At 56.6% G+C, this 17,854-nt stretch carries 17 protein-coding genes; 3 read left to right on the top strand and 14 right to left on the bottom strand.

What is annotated here, in order from left to right; genetic code table 11:
* Positions 1-123: 123 nt before the first annotated feature.
* Complete coding sequence (locus IEX10_RS08440; RefSeq protein ID WP_188673297.1) at positions 124-1,674, top strand: DUF4331 domain-containing protein; 1,551 nt, start codon at positions 124-126, stop codon at positions 1,672-1,674.
* Positions 1,675-1,894: 220 nt separating this feature from the next.
* Here the strand turns inward: IEX10_RS08440 and IEX10_RS08435 are convergent, their stop codons facing one another.
* The 3 genes from IEX10_RS08435 to IEX10_RS08425 are packed head-to-tail and all read right to left on the bottom strand — an operon-like array spanning position 1,895 to position 4,402.
* The gene (locus IEX10_RS08435) at positions 1,895-2,929 is read right to left on the bottom strand and encodes a LacI family DNA-binding transcriptional regulator (protein ID WP_188673295.1); all 1,035 of its coding nucleotides are present in this window, start codon (positions 2,927-2,929) and stop codon (positions 1,895-1,897) included.
* Positions 2,930-2,975: 46 nt separating this feature from the next.
* On the bottom strand, positions 2,976-3,740 hold the full coding sequence (locus IEX10_RS08430) for an SDR family NAD(P)-dependent oxidoreductase (protein ID WP_188673293.1): 765 nt from the start codon (positions 3,738-3,740) through the stop codon (positions 2,976-2,978).
* 14 nt (positions 3,741-3,754) lie between these two features.
* A complete protein-coding gene (locus IEX10_RS08425; RefSeq protein WP_188674676.1) occupies positions 3,755-4,402 on the bottom strand; it encodes a hypothetical protein in 648 nt (215 codons plus the stop codon).
* A 230-nt stretch (positions 4,403-4,632) separates the two neighbouring features.
* Between IEX10_RS08425 and IEX10_RS08420 the strand changes: the two genes are divergently transcribed.
* Entirely contained in the window at positions 4,633-6,066 is a 1,434-nt protein-coding gene (locus IEX10_RS08420; protein WP_188673291.1) for an amidase, read from the top strand.
* The gene (locus tag IEX10_RS08415; RefSeq protein WP_229678477.1) at positions 6,050-6,631 is read left to right on the top strand and encodes an HD domain-containing protein; all 582 of its coding nucleotides are present in this window, start codon (positions 6,050-6,052) and stop codon (positions 6,629-6,631) included. Before IEX10_RS08420 ends, IEX10_RS08415 begins: the two co-directional genes overlap by 17 nt.
* A gap of 15 nt (positions 6,632-6,646) precedes the next feature.
* Here IEX10_RS08415 and IEX10_RS08410 read toward each other — a convergent pair whose 3' ends face one another.
* From IEX10_RS08410 to IEX10_RS08360, 11 genes are all read right to left on the bottom strand, one after another.
* Complete coding sequence (locus tag IEX10_RS08410; protein WP_188673289.1) at positions 6,647-7,615, bottom strand: ABC transporter permease; 969 nt, start codon at positions 7,613-7,615, stop codon at positions 6,647-6,649.
* Positions 7,608-8,729, bottom strand: coding sequence for an ABC transporter permease (locus IEX10_RS08405; RefSeq protein WP_188673286.1), 1,122 nt, complete (start codon positions 8,727-8,729; stop codon positions 7,608-7,610). The genes IEX10_RS08410 and IEX10_RS08405 overlap by 8 nt, the downstream gene beginning before the upstream one ends.
* Positions 8,726-10,255: an ABC transporter ATP-binding protein gene (locus tag IEX10_RS08400; protein ID WP_188673285.1), complete on the bottom strand. Its 1,530-nt coding sequence runs from the start codon at positions 10,253-10,255 to the stop codon at positions 8,726-8,728. The genes IEX10_RS08405 and IEX10_RS08400 overlap by 4 nt, the downstream gene beginning before the upstream one ends.
* Positions 10,256-10,402: 147 nt before the next feature.
* Positions 10,403-11,413, bottom strand: coding sequence for a BMP family lipoprotein (locus tag IEX10_RS08395; RefSeq protein WP_188673282.1), 1,011 nt, complete (start codon positions 11,411-11,413; stop codon positions 10,403-10,405).
* 65 nt (positions 11,414-11,478) lie between these two features.
* Positions 11,479-12,321: an isopenicillin N synthase family dioxygenase gene (locus IEX10_RS08390; RefSeq protein ID WP_188673279.1), complete on the bottom strand. Its 843-nt coding sequence runs from the start codon at positions 12,319-12,321 to the stop codon at positions 11,479-11,481.
* A 15-nt stretch (positions 12,322-12,336) separates the two neighbouring features.
* Positions 12,337-13,257: a nucleoside hydrolase gene (locus tag IEX10_RS08385; protein WP_188673277.1), complete on the bottom strand. Its 921-nt coding sequence runs from the start codon at positions 13,255-13,257 to the stop codon at positions 12,337-12,339.
* Positions 13,254-14,129, bottom strand: coding sequence for a ribokinase (locus tag IEX10_RS08380; protein ID WP_188673275.1), 876 nt, complete (start codon positions 14,127-14,129; stop codon positions 13,254-13,256). The genes IEX10_RS08385 and IEX10_RS08380 overlap by 4 nt, the downstream gene beginning before the upstream one ends.
* A gap of 173 nt (positions 14,130-14,302) precedes the next feature.
* Positions 14,303-14,596: an SCP2 sterol-binding domain-containing protein gene (locus IEX10_RS08375; protein WP_188673273.1), complete on the bottom strand. Its 294-nt coding sequence runs from the start codon at positions 14,594-14,596 to the stop codon at positions 14,303-14,305.
* A gap of 75 nt (positions 14,597-14,671) precedes the next feature.
* Positions 14,672-16,048 (bottom strand): TRAP transporter large permease, encoded by a 1,377-nt coding sequence (locus IEX10_RS08370; RefSeq protein ID WP_188673271.1) that lies wholly within the window; start codon positions 16,046-16,048, stop codon positions 14,672-14,674.
* A 2-nt stretch (positions 16,049-16,050) separates the two neighbouring features.
* Complete coding sequence (locus IEX10_RS08365; protein ID WP_188673269.1) at positions 16,051-16,716, bottom strand: TRAP transporter small permease; 666 nt, start codon at positions 16,714-16,716, stop codon at positions 16,051-16,053.
* A gap of 69 nt (positions 16,717-16,785) precedes the next feature.
* Positions 16,786-17,793 carry a DctP family TRAP transporter solute-binding subunit gene (locus IEX10_RS08360; protein WP_188673267.1) on the bottom strand — a complete coding sequence of 336 codons (1,008 nt, stop codon included), beginning with the start codon at positions 17,791-17,793 and terminating at the stop codon, positions 16,786-16,788.
* Between the last annotated feature and the right edge of the window lie 61 nt (positions 17,794-17,854).

Here is a 17,854-nt window from a genome sequence, read left to right as displayed (position 1 = left end):
TGATGGAACCGATTTGATCCGATTTGATCCATGCCCCGTATCTCTCTCATGCGGTTGACGTAGAGTTAGCTCGCCGCGCCGCCACCTTCCTACTTCCGGGGAGGTGAGATTTGGGAGGGAAAAATGAAATTCAATACATACCTAATTGCTAAGGGGCTGGCCGCAACGGCACTTGCAGCTTCTGTCGGGTTCGGCGTAAATGCTGCTTCCCACAGAGAGGCGCCGCAGATCGCGAAGATGCCCAAAGTGGACGCCACAGATTTCTATGTGTTCCGTTCCTATGAGCGTGGTCGCAAGGACTATGTGACATTCATAGCCAACTACCAGCCGTTGCAAGCGCCCTACGGAGGCCCAAATTACTTCACAATGGATGAAGATGCTGTTTATGAAATTCACATCGACAACGACGGCGACGCCAAGGAAGACCTGAGCTTTCAGTTCCGCTTTACCAATACGTTGGTCAAGAATGGCAAGCATATCCGTGTGCCAGTCGGTGACAAGAAAATCGCCGTACCTTTGCGGGCGGTTGGGCCAATCAGTGCTGCAAGCACAAGCAATCTGGGCGAACACGAAGCTTATTCCCTGACCCTTAAGAAAGGGCATCGCAACGGCGGTAAAACCAAAACGCTGCGCTCTGCCTCTGGGATGACCGAGTTCACCAAGCCGCTGGATAATGTGGGGAACAAGACAATTCCCGATTATGCAGCCTATGCGAACAGCTACATTTACGACGTAAAAATTCCGGGCTGCAAGCAGGATGGCCGGGTGTTTGCCGGTCAACGTGCTGAAGCCTTCGCGGTGAATTTGGGTGAGATTTTTGATCTGGTGAACCTTGTTCCGCTGGACGGAGACGCGTTTCCTGGTGGTATCGAGCAGTCCCGTGAAAACGATGATCTGGTCGGCAAGGCGAACGTGACGTCCCTGGCGATTGAACTGCCTACCAAATGTATCACGACTGACGACGAAGTGGTGATCGGCGCCTGGACCACTGCCAGCGTTCCAGGCAACGGCAAGGGTAAAGGCAAAGGGAACATGCAGCAGGTATCCCGTCTGTCCAACCCGCTGGTTAACGAAGTAGTAATCGGCCTGCCGGACAAGGACAAATTCAACGGTTCCAAACCCAAGCACGACAGCCAGTTTGCGAAATACGTGACCAATCCGTCCTTGCCCTATCTGCTGGACGCATTGTTTCGCGATGCAGTCGGTGCGGATAGTGACATTGCGCCGTCGAATTTCCCACGTCAGGATCTGGTAACCGCTTTCTTGACAGGTTTTCCGGGTTTTAACCAACCTGCGGGCGTCGTCGGGTCCGAAATGCTGCGTCTGAACACAGCAGTAGAGCCGACATGGCGGAACCGTCAGCATCCTTACGGTGTTGTTGCCGAGGATCTGGCTGGCTTTCCAAATGGCCGTCGCCCTGGCGACGATGTCGTGGATATCGCGCTGCGCGTGGTGATGGGTGCCTTGTGTCATCCTGTGCCGCTGGGTGCCGAATTGGGCGTCGATGGCGCGGTTGAAGACGAAGAAAGCGATCTGATCAATCTGGGTCTGTGTGATCCGGAAGATGCGCCTGTCGGAAACGCTCCGTTTACGGATGGAGCACCGATCAGTGCTGCGGAATTGCAGAATGTGTTCCCGTACCTGAACACTCCGTTGGCTGGTTCCCCGAACTGATCACGGCATTAATGGTTAAAAGCCGTTAAAGATTAAAGACGCTCCGAAGGAATTCGGGGCGTCTTTTTTGTGTGAGTTGGATGGTGGAGTGAGATGGGATTTTGCAAGGGTCTGAATGGAAACGGTAAAAGCGATGACCCTGCAAATATGAAGCGTCATACAAGACGCGTGATATATGAAGCTTCAAGGTTAAGGATTTGGAAAGGTTTTCGCTTGCGCGCTAAACCTGCGCCCAATTTGTCCATCCAAGCGGTGCAGGGGCAGACCCTCGGACAATCAAGGGGCCCGCGATCTTGATGTTCACCGGAGGCGCTTCTCCGGTTTCGATGGCATTCATCAGTACCCTGACTGTCTCCTCAACCATACGGCTCGTCCTTTGGCGTACTGTGGTCAGACTGTAACCCGCCCAAACCGCCGGGGGCACATCGTCGTAGCTTACAAGGATCACATCCCCGGGAACGGAAAGGTGCAAATCGCTCCGCAACACGTCCATCACCGCGAAAGCCATGTGGTCATTCGCCACAAAAACAGCGTCGGGATGTTGGGGTGCTGAAAACATCGCCAGCGCCGCCGCCCGCGCCCCGTCCGAGCAGAAATTACCAACGGTCCGGCTCGATACCTCGCGTCCGGCTTCCTCCAGACCGCGCAGAAAACCGGCTTCGCGGTCCCGTTGTGTCGAGGCCCCTTCAAACCCTGCAATATAGCCGATCCGTTCAGGCCGGTGGGCTGCCAGAAACCTTGCAATCTCTCGGCCTCCGGCGAAATTGTCCGCAGTAACGCTGGTCAAGTTGTCGCCGTCTTGCGAGCGGTTGAAAAATACCAGCGGGATGCCTTCATCGCGGCAGCGCCCCGCAAGATCCGATGACAAAGGAACCGAGGCTGCGACGATGGCATCCACCTGATAATCCAGCATTTCATCCACCACCCGTTCAATATCCTTAGTGGTGTCAGAGGCCATGAAAACCATCACGTGATAGCCTTCCTCCTTCAGTGCGTTGGACAGTTTTTGCAGCGCGACGGGATAGAAATAGTTATCCAGATAGGCGACCACCAGCCCGATGATCCGCGAGCGACCAGTAATCAGCGAACGTGCCAGAACATTGGGGCGGTACCCCAGTTCCTTGGCCGCCTTCCTGACCTTATCAATCGTCTTCTGGCTGGCCGAAGCCCCTTTGGTAAACACGCGGCTGACGGCGGATTGGGACACGCCGGCACGTTTTGCGACATCAAGGGATGTAATCTTGTCGTTTGGCATGCGCGGACCTCTTTATGAGTATTTGTGGAACATTGAAGCGTGCAGGTCAGTCGGCGGTCCAGCCCCCGTCTATCAACAAGGAACTGCCGGTGATCAGGGCGGAAGCTTCGGAGGCGAGGAAAACGGTAGCGCCCATGATGTCTTCCACTTCGCCGATCCTGCCAAGTTTGATTTTGTCTTCGATCCATGCGACCAGCTCGGGTCTTTTGAAAGTTTGTTCGGTGAGCGGGGTGCGGATGAAGGTCGGACAGATGGTATTGACGCGGATACCATGGGGGCCCCATTCGATCGCTTGCGCCTTGGTGTACCCTTCGACCGCATGTTTCGAACCGCAATAGACCGCCCGTTCCTGTCCACCCACATGGGCCATTTGCGATGAGATCTGGATGATGGAGCCGGGTTTTCCGGCGGCGATTAATCCCTTTGCGACGGCTTGCGCCAGAAAATAGGCCCCCTTCGCGTTCAGGTCTGTCATCGCGTCGAAATCCGCTTCGGTTGTATCGAGTGCGGGGGCATGGCGTGCGAAACCGGCGGAGTTCACCAGTATGTCAAACGGGCCGTGCTCTGCAACTTGCGCTTGGGTCGTTGCGACGTCTGACACATCCAGTGACAGGGTCTTAACCTGCCAGTCGTGCGCACGCATTTCAGCCGCGGCACCTTCCATTCGTGCGGCATCTCGCGCGCCAAGAGTTACTTCCGCGCCGTGCTCGGCGAGTGCTACAGCGCAGCCGAGCCCGATGCCGGAGGTGCCGCCCGTGACAAGGGCGCGTTTGCCGTCAAGACGGAAGCACGGGGTGCGGGGCAATGTCATCGGGTGATCCTTCTTTAGGTCGATCGGTTTAGTAGCGCTGGCAGAGGCGGATATTTTATAGCGCGGAATGGAGGAAAGTCGGCGTAACGGTTGCGCCGTTCGTTGAGCGTCTCTGAAGGCTCTGCACCGCTGGCCACCAGTGTGCCTTTGGGGGAAATGTAGCTGAGAACGCGGCGCGCAGGGTTGTCCCGCCACGTCAGGTTCAGGGCGGCGAGTTTGGGGAAGAAATACTGTTCGTGATAGTCCAGATGATCGTGGATCCAATAAGCCATATCGCGCCAGTCACGGCCCTGATCGTATTGATCGGCAAACCAAGGGATCACGATCGTTGCACAAGCGCCGCTGTTGCCGTGTGGGTCGGTTCGCTCCCAAATCCGCGAGGCGCCGTTGACTTCATTGCGCGAGCAATTCAGCTTGTTGTCGTTACCGAATTTATTCAAAAGCGCAGAGCGGTAGCCGGAGCGGATCGTGATGGGCCCGAATGTTTCCACTAGGGGATCAAGCAGGTTTTGCGCCAGTGCCTGACCCGCCGTGATCACGGCATCGGGATTATCCGGAATATTGGGAATGCCGTGAAACGCACTGATTTCGGAATGCATGAAATCGCGCAGGAAAAAATAACGGGACAGCCGCGTGCGCCCTAGTGTTTCAAGGGACCACATGGATTTTGGGGTGTGTCGCATGTTCGCTCCTTTCTGCGCCGGACTTTTCGTAGTCGGACCTTAGGTTCGCAACCGAGCCTACGGCGGGTCGGCCCGTAAGGGCAAAAGAATAATGCAATCGAATGCAGATTGCGGGCTGTAAGTCCACTCAGACGGGAAATCGCATTTTGCGGTGGACAGGTTTCATCAGGCTTCGCACAGTTGGTCAAAACAATTGAAAGGAACGAACTATGGCTGAATTTACCGGACCGGAGCTTTGTGGAAAAACCGCACGCGAGGTGGTGGGCCTGTTGAAGCGTAGGGAGGTATCTTCAAAAGAACTGCTCGACGCGGCCTACACGCGGATAGATGCGGTGGGGCCAGCGATCAATGCCACCGTAACCCAGTGCCGCGGGCGGGCGTATGCGCAGGCCGAAACCGCCAGCAACGCAGATCAAAGCGATCCGGGTTGGCTGGGTGGTTTGCCCGTGGGGATCAAGGATTTGAACGAAGTGGGCGGCGTTGTGACCACGATGGGATCCTTGGGGATGAAGGATTATGTTTCGCCTGTCAGCAGCCCGCTGGTTGAAATGATGGAAAACCGCGGCGCGGTGATTACCGGCAAGACCAACACGCCAGAATTTGGGGCGGGTGGGAATACCTTCAACGAGGTGTTCGGCTATACCCGCAACCCGTGGGACACGCGCAAGAATGCAGGTGGCTCATCCGGCGGTGCGGCGGCATCCTTGGCAGCGGGGGAAACATGGCTGAGTTCGGGGTCTGATCTGGCCGGTTCGCTGCGCACCCCTGCGGGGTACTGTGGTGTTTGCGGGTTTCGCCCGACACCGGGACGGGCGGGCGGTGGTCCGGGTCCTGCGGGTTTCCTGAACGAAGGGATCAACGGGCCGATGGCGCGGGATGTAGAAGATGTGGCGCTGTTTCTGGATGCGATGACTGGGTTTGACCCGCGCATGCCGATCAGCCTTCATGCGCCGGAAGTTTCTTTTCAGGAGGCCGTAAAGCAGGAAAAGAATGACATCCGTATCGCGTTCAGTGCCGATCAGGGGGGCTTTGCACCGGTAGAGCGAGAGATCCGCGATATTCTGGAGGGCGCGATGAAAACGGCCGAAAGGGCTGGTATGCGGGTGGAGGAAGGCTGTCCGGAAACACCCGCGCTCTATGACAGTTACGTGGCTTTGCGGGGGATGCACTATGGCGCTGTGAACAACTTTGTGCCTGACGAGGTGAAGAAACATTTCAAACGCACCTTGCAAGAAAACATCGCGGTGGGCGTAAACCAGTCCAGCCATGACATCTATCTGGCACAGCGCGGGCGTACCGAGGTTTATCACCAGATGCGCGAGTTCCTACAGGACCATGACGTGCTGGCCATTCCGGTTGTCGGATTGGAGCCAACGCTGGTAGAGCAGGAATACCCAACGGTCGTCGACGGTCAGGAACTGACAGATTATGTCGATTGGCTGCGTTTTTCTTTCCTCGCCACCACCGCAGCCTTGCCTGCGCTGGCGATGCCTGCAGGCTTTACCAAATCCGGTATGCCGATTGGAATTCAACTGGTTGGGCCGCCCAAAGGGGATGCTTTGGTGTTGCAGGTTGGCTTGGCGCTGGAGCGGGCTTTGAACCTGCCAAAGGGGCCGATTGATCCGAATGTCCGGCATGTCTGAGTATTTGTGGAACATTGAAGCAGAGGCGCGGTTGGCGGTACTGGAGCGGGCGGAGGCGCTGAAGGATGTGTTCCGTTCGGGCTTTACCGCGAAGGGGCGGCCGGAAAGCACGGCTGCCCATACTTGGCGGTTGTGTCTTTGGGTTCTGGTGTTTGAGGATCAATGCGACGGGCTGGATATCGCGCGACTGCTGAAGCTGTCGGTGCTGCATGATCTGGGCGAAGCCGTTTCGGGCGATATTCCCGCGACTGAACAAACCAGCGATAAAGGGGCCGGGGAGCGGGCAGATTTTGTCAGTCTGCTGGAAGGGTTGCCGCGCGAACAGATCGACGGCTTGCTGGAGCTGTGGGACGAATACGAAAACGCCGCCAGTCCCGAGGCGCGTCTTATCAAAGGGCTCGATAAGCTGGAGACGATTTTACAGCACACGCAGGGGCGCAATCCGGCGGATTTCGACTATGGCTTTAATCTGAAGTACGGGCAGCGCTATATGGACGGCCACCCGTTGTTACAGACGCTGCGGCCGTTGCTTGATGAAAAGACCCGCGCAAGGATGAAGGGATAGGCCGCAGGTCGCGGCCTATTTGTGGTAGGGCTTGCCGATGGCCGCAGGCGGGCGCGGTTTGCCGATGAAACCTGCCAGCAAAAGCACGGTCAGCACATAGGGCATCGCGAGCATCAGTTGCGTCGGCACTTCGCCGATCAGGGGCAGGTCTACGCCTTCCAGACGGGTTGTCGCGGCCTCTAGGAAGCCGAACATCAGGCAGGCCATAAAGGCGCTGAGCGGTTTCCAGTTGCCAAAGATAACAGCAGCCAGCGCGATATAGCCTTTGCCTGCGGACATCTCGCGTACAAAATTGCCGCCCTGTGCGATGGACAGATACGCGCCGGCAATACCGCAGAGGGCGCCGCCTACGATCAAGGCACGGTAGCGCAGCCATGTGACGGAAATACCAGCGGAATCCACAGCCTCGGGAACTTCGCCAACGGCGCGCAGGCGCAGGCCAAAGCGGGAGCGGTAGAGGATAAAAGCAGTCAACGGCACGGCGAGCAGTGCCACATAGACCAGCATGTTGTGGCCCGAAATCAGTTGCCGGTAGATGGTGCCGATAACAGGAACGCTGTCCATCATATCCACGCCCCACCATTCAATCGGGGTGAAACGGTCATCGCGCGGCAGGGAGGGCGTCTGTCCACCCCGTTTGAACAGCGCAATGCCCAGCACAATGGTTAACCCGCTGGCCAAGATGTTGATGGCGACACCGGACACCACCTGATCGCCCTTGTGGGTGATACAGGCAAAACCGTGGATCAGGGACATGAAAATCCCCGCCAGCATGGCACAGCCGAGGCCCAGCCATGCAGATCCGGTCACCGCAGCGACGGCGGCGGCAACAAAGGCACCGGAGAGCAATTTGCCTTCGAGCGAGATGTCCACGATGCCGGAGCGTTCAGAGAATATCCCTGCCATCGCGCAGAGCATCAGGGGCGTTGCAATCCGCAGGGTTGCGTCAAAGGAGAGCAGCAGTTGGTACAGGAAATCAGCCATTTGCAGGATCCTTCGGTGCAACAAATTTCGCAATCATCCGCGCCAGTGGCGGGTTGAACATATAGGCCAGCGCACCGGAAAACAGGATGATCATCCCCTGTATCAGCAACACCATTTCGCGGGTTATGGACTGGAATTCAAAGTCCAGCTCGCCGCCGCCCTGTGTCAGCGCGCCAAACAGCAGGGCTGCAAGGAAGATGCCGATGGGGTGGTTGCGGCCCATCAAGGCTACGGCGATGCCAGTGAACCCGTAACCTGCCGTGAAGTTCAGCACCACCTTGTGATTAAACCCGAGGATTTCATTGGTGGCGAGCAATCCGGCAAAGCCGCCGGAAATGGCCATTGTGATGATGATCGTCCGCGCCACGTTGATCCCAGCATAATGGGCGGCTTCCTGATTTTGCCCGACGGAGCGGATGTTAAACCCAAGTCGCGTGTGCCAGACCAGCACATAAAACACCGCCATCGCGCCAAGGGCGATCAGGAAAGAGGCGTTCAGCGGCGTGCTGGCGATGTCAAAACCCAAAGGGCTTAGGATATCTGCCATTTTAGGGAGCAGCGTGCTCTCGGCCAGTTTGGCGGTTTGTGGGGACTGTTGTCCGGCTTCCAGCATGGGACCGGCCAGCAGGTAGACCATCAGGGATGCTGCGAGGAAGTTGAACATGATCGTGGTAATCACGATATGGCTGCCTCGTTTCGCCTGTAGATACCCCGGTATCACCCCCCAGATGCCCCCTGCGATGAAAGCGCCGAGCACTGCGAGCGGAATGGCCAGTGGTGCAGGCAGATAAAGCCCGATGCCAAAAGAGGCCAGCGCCGCGCCAAGGCCACCGATCAGGGCCTGCCCTTCGCCGCCGATGTTGAACATCATGCAGTGGAAAGCCAGCGCCACGGCGAGGCCGGTGAAGATGTAGTTCGTGGTGTAAAACAGCGTATAGCCCAGCCCGCCGGAGTAGACGAATGCGCCTTTGATCATCACGCCCATCGCCTCTATCGGGTTTTCCCCGATGGCGAGTACGATCAACCCGCAGATAAAGAACGCGGCGAAGAGGTTGATAATCGGAAGCAGGATAAGGTCTGCCCAGCGGGGAAGGGGGGGAGTTGGCGTGCTCATGCGGCGGCCTCTTGTCGTTGACCGGCCATCATCAGGCCAAGGGTTTGTCTGTCAGCGTCTGCGCTGTCGATAATGCCGACGTTCTGTCCGCCACACAGCACCATAATGCGGTCTGACAGGGACATAATCTCGTCCAGTTCAACGGACACCAGCAGGATCGCGCAGCCCGCGTCTCGCAGTTCCAGAAGCTGTTTGTGGATAAATTCGATCGCACCCACATCGACGCCGCGGGTCGGTTGGCCCACCAGAAGCACACCGGGGTTGGCGGAAAATTCCCGCGCGATGACGATTTTCTGTTGGTTCCCGCCGGAGAAGTTCTTGGCGTTCAGGCGCGGATTTGCGGGGCGCACATCGTAATGTGCCATCTTGTCTTCGCAGTTCTGCTGGATCGCCTTGTAGTCAAACAGGGTCCCGCTGCCAGCCAGTTCGGTATCATGAAAGCCGAGGATCATGTTCTCCCGCGCTTCGAAATTCAGGACCAGCCCGTGGGTGTGGCGGTCTTCGGGGATATGACCAACGCCCAAATCGCGGATGATGCGCGGGTCGGTCTGATCGGCTGCGGTCACTTCGGTGCCAAGGATGTTCAGGCTGCCGCTGGTCAGGTGGCGCATCCCTGCAAGGGTCTCCATCAGTTGGGTTTGTCCATTGCCAGACACACCCGCCACCCCGAGGATTTCACCGGCACGGACTTCAAAGTTGATGTCGTCCAGTTCCAACACGCCCTGCGCGTTGGTGTAGCCAAGGTTAGTGGCCGAGAACCGCACTTCGGCTGGCGTTGCGGGTTTTCGGTCCACTTCCAGCAGCACTTCGCGTCCAACCATCAGTTCGGCCAGTTCCTGCGGAGAGGTTTCGGACGTCTTGCGATGCCCGACCATCTCACCCTGACGCATGATGGACACGGTGTCCGTGATGTCCATGATCTCGGACAGTTTGTGGGTGATCAGCAGGACAGAAACCCCGTCATCGCGCAGGACCTTGAGGATTTCGAACAGCTGGTCCGCTTCTTGTGGTGTCAGAACGCCGGTCGGTTCATCAAGGATCAAAACCTTGGCGCCGCCTTTCAGCGCCTTGATGATCTCTACCCGCTGGCGCTGGCCCACGTTCAGATCAGAGACCAGCGCGTGGGGGTTCACTTGCAGATTGTAGGTTTCGGAAAGATGCAGCAACCGTTCGAGCGCTGCGCCTCGACCGTCGCGCAGCATCAAACCACCCTCGGTGCCAAGCATGACATTTTCGAGAACCGTAAAGGTGGGAACCAGCATAAAGTGCTGATGCACCATGCCGATGCCGTGTTCGATAGCATCCGCCGAAGAGCGCACGTCAACTTTCTGCCCGCCAAAGTGGATTTCGCCACTGTCCGCACGGTGCATCCCGTAGATGATGTTCATCAGCGTAGATTTGCCCGCGCCGTTTTCACCGATGATGCCGTGAATGGAACCGGCCTCGACAGCAAGATTGATGTTCTTGTTGGCTTTTACCAAGCCGAATGACTTGCTGACGTTTTTCAGTTCCAGCGCAGTGTTCATGTGTGTCCCTCACCCTGTTGAAGGCCTGTTGTTGGTCCGGATCGTTGTTTTGCCCGACTTGCGTTTAGGCTTTGACGTCAAAGCTTAAACGGAAACCTGCAACGGGGAAGGGGCGGCCCTTGGGCCACCCCCGGATTTACTGTCAGATTACATCTTGCAGCTGTTGTCGGAACGGTAGTCGTGGACTTCGATTTCACCCGAAGTGATCCGTGCAGCGGCTTGATCAATCGCGGATTTCATTTCCGGTGTGATCAGATCGGCATTGTATTCGTCCAGTGCCCAGCCAACGCCACCTTCAGCAACGCCCAGCAGACGAACGCCGGTTTCAAAATCACCAGACATCGCGTCTTTCATGGTTTCGTAAGCAGCCACATCCACACGTTTCAGCATGGAGGTCAGAACGTTGCCAGGCGCCATGTAGTTCTGGTTGGAGTCAACGCCGATGGCCATCTTACCGGCATCCGCAGCAGCTTGGATAACGCCAACGCCAGTGCCGCCAGCAGCTTGGAAGACAACATCCGCACCACGGTCAATCTGGGCTTGGGTCAGTTCGGACCCTTTGGTCGGGTCATTCCAAGCGGCAGGTGTTGTGCCGGTCATGTTTTGCAGAACTTTTGCATCGTCTTTGGTGGCCATAACGCCTTGTTCATACCCACATGCAAAAGCGCGGATCAGGGGGATGTCCATGCCGCCGACAAAGCCGACTGTGCCGGTTTCAGAGGCCATCGCCGCTGCAACACCAACCAGATAAGAGCCTTCTTGCTCTTTAAATGCGTATTGGCGCAGGTTCGGGTGATCGAGCCATGATACGTCGATGATCGAGAAGTTCACATCAGGGTTTGCTTCGGCCACAGCAGAAATCGCATCAGCCTGTGCAAAGCCTACACCCAAAACGATTGTCGCGCCGCGCTGGACCATTTTTTCCATTGCTTGCTGGCGCTGGGCTTCGTTGGTGACTTCAAATTCCATCACTTCAACGCCGGTTTCGTCCTGAAACTTTTTGATGCCGGCATAAACGCCTTCGTTGAAGGATTTGTCGAATTTACCGCCCATATCGTAGATAACAGCTGGTTTGAAATCACTGTGGCTTTCGGCCACTGCGAAAGAGGATACGGCTGTGAATGCACCAGCCAGTACCGTAGTAAGTACTTTTTTCATTGAAGTCTCCTTGTTGGCGGCACCGCAGAGGTGCCTTTGGGTTTGTAACGGCCTTGGGCGCGGGGTTAACCGCGCTGGCCGATCTCTTTTAGTCTTTCCTCCAGAAACTCTCCGGCTGTCTGGTGATCAAGCTGCACGTCTGGGCGCGGGTGCATGAACAGGGGCAGGGAGTAACGGGATTTGTTTTCCTGTTTCGGCGGGTTTACCACGCGGTGGATGGTAGAGGGGTAATATTGGCGGGACGCCCGCTCCAGCATATCGCCCGCATTCACATTGATATAGCCGGTGCCACAGGGAATGTCGTGCCAGTTGCCGTTCACATCCTGCGCCTGAAGGCCGGGCTCCGATCCTGTCACCAGCAGGGTAATCAGGTTAATGTCGCCATGGGCCGCCGCGCGCACTTCGCCCGGTTGCACATCATCGGGCAGGGGCGGATAGTGCAGAACCCGCAAAAGGTGGCTGTCGCTGTCTTTGATCATATCCTGAAACGGCATGGAAAGCTGGTCTTTCACATCGTCCGGTGTGACCTGATCCAACCAGCCGAGCAGCATCTTGCCCATGCCGACCATCTTGTTGTGGAAATTCTTCGTTACCTCGGACACGCCTTCCGGCAGGTCGTTCTTTTGGTAAACGTGGTAAAATTCCTTAAGATCCTTTTGGGCCGCGCCTTTGGCGTTTTCGGATTTATAGCCGAAGTAACCGGACGGATCGCCCATATCGGTTGCGTCGTTCTGTTTGTCTTCGCTGGCGAAATAATCGGGCCAGACGTCATACATGGCTTCGATCTCGGACATGTCGATGTCATGGTCCTTGATCACTGCAAAACCGGTTTCGCGCAGGGATTTGGCGAATTTTTCCGGTGCATCCGGATCGGACGGGCTGACGGCGAGTACGGCGAATTCTGTCATGGGAGTTCTCCTGTTTTAAGAGCCGGTTTCAAACATTGTTATGAACCGGCGTTTCACACCATCAATATCCACGCCCATAGGCACTTTGTGTTTTGGTCGGGACGGATCGGTAGAACGTATTGTCTGGCCTATGCGATCACCCTCCACGATAACTTCTAGCGCGTGGTTTTCAATGGTAAAATACTGGGGGTCTGTAATGGCAATCACTGCCGTAGGGTCATGCATCTGGGAACCCTGAACCCCGACGTGGGTCTCGTAGAATTTGAGGTAATACTGAACCGCATCGTTCAAAAAGCCGCCAAGTTTCGGATTGGTCTCGGCGATGCGCGCAAAATCCTGTGACTGGCAGACAACCTGTGTGGTGACATCCAGCCCGACCATCGTGACCTCCCATTCTGCGGCAAAGACCTCGTCCGCAGAATGGGGGTCGTTCCAGATGTTGGCTTCGGCATGGGCCGTCACATTGCCCCGTTCCAGACCGCCCCCCATGATCACCACGGACTTAACCTTACCGGCAATCGACGGATCGTGGCGCAGCGCCAACGCTATATTGGTCAGCGGGCCGATGGGGCAGAGCGTGATTTCGCCCGGATTCTCATTGATCAGGCGGCAGATAAATTCATGGGCGGGTTCATCGACTGGCCGCGCGATCGTGTCCTGTGCTGGAACGTCGCCGAAGCCTTCGATACCGTGGACGTAATCGGACACCGGATTGGGCGGTTGCACCAGCGGTTTGGCTGCGCCTTTGGCAACGGGAATAGTCTGTCCGGCCCGTTCCGCCAGCACAATCGCATTGCGGGCGGCGATTTCGGTGGTGACATTGCCAAATACACTGGTCATGCCGAGGATCTCGATCTCGGGGTGCAGGGCTGCGTAAAAGATCGCCATGGCATCGTCGATGCCGGGGTCCGTGTCGATGATCAGCTTGTGGGTCATGTATTGGCTTTCAGGAAGGACAGGGTGTCTTCGCGGGTTGGGATTGCAGGGGCGGCGCCAGCCCGCGTTACCTGAACCGCGGCGGCGGCGGCGGCGAATTGCAGGGCTTTGGCGGGATCGTCACTGGCAGAGAGTTCAGCCACAAATGCCCCGAGGAATGTATCCCCTGCACCCGTCGTATCTTTTGGAGTGACGGTGAAACTGTCCTGATCGAACTGCTGTCCCCCCGCATAAAGCGTCGCGCCCTTGCTGCCTTTGGTGATCAGCAGATAGGGCAAGCCGAGGCTTTGGATGTCTTTGCCAAGCGCAGATTGCAGTGCGGCGGCTTCACCTTCGTTGACTGCAAGCAGGTCAATATGATCCAGCAACGGAATCGCGTGATCCGCATCAAACGGCGCTGCGGAATAGGCCACGCGCAGCCCTTTGGCTTTGGCCAGTTGTGCCATTTTCGGCACATTGTTGGTTTCATTCTGGCACAAGACCCAGTCTGTCGCGGGATCGGCCTGCGCCAGCGCGGCTTCGAACTGGTCCGTTGTGAAGGCCTGATTAGACCCACCAAACAGAACAATCTGGTTTTCCGCGCTGTCATCCACAAAAATGACCGCATGGCCTGTGGGTGTCGTGACGGTGCGCAACCCGTCGAGGGACAGGCCAAAACCGGCGATCTGTTCGCGCAGCCAGTCCCCGTCCGGTCCAACACACCCCAGATGCAGGGTCTGCGCCCCAGAGCGGTGCGCTGCGATGGACTGGTTGATGCCTTTGCCGCCGAGGTATTTCTCAAACGAACTGGAGGCGAGCGTCTCTCCCGCAGCCGGAAGATGGGGCACACGGTAGACGAGATCGAGGTTTATAGAGCCGAAATTCAGGATCATTTATTTTGGTATTGTCCCAGTTGGATCGAAGATAAAGAGCAACGCTAGCGGGTTTGATGCAGCATCTCTAGTATTATTTTCAGTTTTTCTGACCAAATGGACAGGTTTTGATGCGGCATGCGCGGAAATGCGCTCCGCGCGGGGATATTTGGGGGGAATGGAGCCGGAAGGTTTCAGGCTTTGGTCAGGATTTCGGAGACTTTCAGCGCACGCATATTCGATCCGTCCACTTTCAGCTTACCCGACATGAACGCCATCGCAGGGTTCTGGCTGCCATCAAGGATATTGCGAAAGGTCTGTTCGGTGGCGGTCAGTGTAACGTCTGCTTCATCGTCAGACAGGGTCGCGCCCTGATCTGTCAGATGGACGCTGCCGTGGTCACGGATCACCAGTTTTGCGCTGCCGTGCAGGGTGCCGGTGACGCGGGGGGACAGGTGTTCCAAAAACTCTTGCAGGACTGCGGACATGATTAAGCCTCCGGTTTGGGTGGCCGGAGGCTTAGCCGCGCAGGGCGCGTTTGGGCAAGCTTGCCGTCGCGGCAGCTATTTTGTGATCATCTCCGGCCCCATTATCATGTTGGGCAGGAAGGTGGATATGATCGGGATGTAGGTGATCATGATCAGGAACACAAAGAGGATGGCAAGGAACGGCAGCGCAGCCCGCACCACGGCCATCATCGGCATGCCAGCTACACCAGAGGTCACAAACAGGTTGAGCCCCACAGGCGGTGTGATCATGCCGATTTCCATATTCACCACCATGATGATTCCCAGGTGGATCGGGTCGATGCCAAGCTCGATTGCAATCGGGAACACCAGCGGCGCCACGATCACCAGCAGGCCGGAGGGTTCCATGAACTGGCCCCCGATCAGCAGGATGACGTTAACCACCACAAGGAAGGCGATTGGACCAAGGCCAGCGGCCAACATCGCTTTGGTGATCTGCTGGGGGATTTGTTCATCGGTCAGGACGTGTTTCAGGATCAGCGCACAGGCGATCACAAACAGCAGCGTAACGGTCAGTTTTCCCGCTTCAAACAGCGTATCCACCGTATCCCTGTGCCAGATTGCCGTGAACAGCGCCTGCGGTTTCTTCAATATCGAGGTGTTGCTTTGCCCTTCAGCCGTGGCCAGTGGTCCCATGTCACGGTACACAAAGCTTGCGATAAACCATGCGTAGATTGCGGCGACGGCTGCGGCCTCGGTCGGGGTGAAGATACCACCGTAGATGCCGCCAAGAATGATAACGATCAGGAACAGGCCCCAGCCGGCTTCTCGCGCGGCGGCAAAGCGTTCGGACCACGGAGCGCGGTCGCCCTTGGGCAGGCCCTTAACACGGGCCATAACGTAGATGCCGATCATCAGCATCGTGCCTGCCAACAGGCCGGGAATAACACCGGCGAGGAACATGCGGCCGACCGATACCTCTACCGCGGCGGCATAGACCACCATCACGATAGAGGGCGGGATTAGGATGCCAAGCGTGCCAGCATTACAGATCACGCCAGCGGCGAATTCCTTGGTGTAGCCCACCTGCCGCATCCCTGCGATCACGATTGACCCAATGGCAACCACAGTTGCAGGCGAAGAACCGGAGAGGGCGGCGAACATCATGCAGGCAAACACACCCGCAATGGCCAGACCGCCGTGGAAATGCCCGACACAGGCAATGGAGAACCGGATGATCCGCCGCGCCACACCGCCCGTCGACATGAAGGATGAAGCAAGGATGAAGAAGGGAATCGCAAGCAGCGTGTAATGCCCTTCAAAGGCGTTGAACAACGTCTGCGCGACCGAGGCGAGAGAGCTGTCAGAGAACCACAACAGGAACAGCACTGACGAAAACCCGAGAGACACAGCGATTGGCACGCCGATCAGCAAAAGGCCAATCACCATGGCAAAAAGAAGGATGACTTCCATGATTAATTATCCTTCACGTATTGGGCAGCTTCTTCGATAGAATCCTCGGCTTCGTGGCTGACGATCAGCATTGAAATCTCACCCCGCCAGAGTTTGAGACCGGCCTGACAAAAGCGGAACAACAGCAGTGCCATCGAGATCGGCAGCACCATATACGGCAGCAGGCGTGGCAGTTTTTCGTATTCGTCGCCGTCGTTGAACATGCCTTCCATAAACCCCAGAATTGCGGGCATCGGCACATCGTCCGTTTCATACCAGCCCTTGCCGCGGAAGTTTTCTTCAAACCCCGTGGGGAACCAGCGGCCTGTGGTGGCAGGGAGGTTGGCGAAATTGGCCCAGTAGTCCCAAGCGCCTTTCAGCAGGAGAAACGAAAAGATAATGCAGACCGCCACAGAAATCATGCCAAGGGTCTTGCTTGATTTTGGGGACACAATGTTCAGGATCGCATCAACCCCCAGATGGGCGTTGATTTTCACCGCATAGGACGCGCCCAGCAGCACCATCCAGCCGAACAGGAAGACGGTAAATTCCACCGCCCATAAGATGTTTGAATTGAACCCGTAGCGCGCGACAACATTAGCAAATGTCACCACTGTCATAAGGCCAAGGATCGACGCGATCAGCGTCTCCTCCAGGCGGTCCGTCCAGCTTTCTGCCTTCTGTGACATTTGCAAATCCTCCCGCGATTTTTAGGAAAAGGGGGGACGGACCTGTGCTGGTCCGTCCCAAACCAGAGCTTAGTTGCTCATGGACATGTTGATTTTTTGTGCAGCTTCGATGTTATCCGCACCCACGTCGCCTTCGAACTTGGTCCAAACCGGCTTCATCGCTTCAACCCATGCTGCGCGTTGCTCGGCTGTCAGTTCGCGTACGGTGCCACCGGCATCAATCACGGACTGTTTTGCGCCTTGGTTCACTGCATAGGCTTCGGAGTTGCGGGCTTCGGTCACTTCTCCAACGATGCTTAGGAACTGGTCGCGCACTTCGGCGTCCAGACCATCCAGCCAGTCAACGGATGCCACCAGCAGATAGTCGATGATGCCGTGGTTGGTCTCGGTAATACCGTCCTGAACCTCAAAGAACTTTTTGCCATAGATGTTGGACCAGGTGTTTTCCTGACCGTCCACAACGCCGGTTTGCAGCGCGCCGTAAACCTCGGCGAATTTCATCTTCTGTGGGGAGCCACCGATGGCCTCCATTTGCGCAACCAGAACGTCAGAAGATTGCACGCGGAATTTCAGCCCGTTTGCATCTGTCGGCAGCAGCAGTGGCTTGCTTGCGGACATCTGTTTCATGCCGTTGTGCCAGTACGCCAGACCTTGCAGGCCGCGCTTTTGCATGGAATCAAGCATTGCCTGACCAGCATCAGACGCCTGATAGGCGTTCACAGCGTTCATGTCGTTAAACATGAAGGGCAGATCGAAAATGCGGAACTGTTTGGTGAATTTCTCAAACTTGGACAGGGACGGAGCAGCAAGTTGCACATCGCCCTGAAGCATCGCCTCAAGCACCTTGTTGTCATCATAGAGCGTGGAGTTCGGGAAGACCTCCATACACATTTTGCCGTTCATTTCTTCGTTCACACGTTTTTCCAGAAGGGATGCGGCGATCCCCTTTGGGTGTTTGTCACTGTTGGTGACGTGTGCAAATTTTACGACCACTTCGCCCTCTTCGCAGGCAGCGGCGGCGATGGATGGCACAAAAGCAACGGCTGCAATGCAGGCCGCTTTCAAGAAAGTCTTCATGGTTTCCTCCCAATGGATATTTTTCGGACCGTGATCCGGCCAACAGTAAAGAAACGATCAG

The organism is Neptunicoccus cionae (assembly GCF_014643735.1).
Lineage (GTDB): Bacteria > Pseudomonadota > Alphaproteobacteria > Rhodobacterales > Rhodobacteraceae > Amylibacter > Amylibacter cionae.
This window is presented reverse-complemented; position numbering and strand designations above follow the sequence as displayed.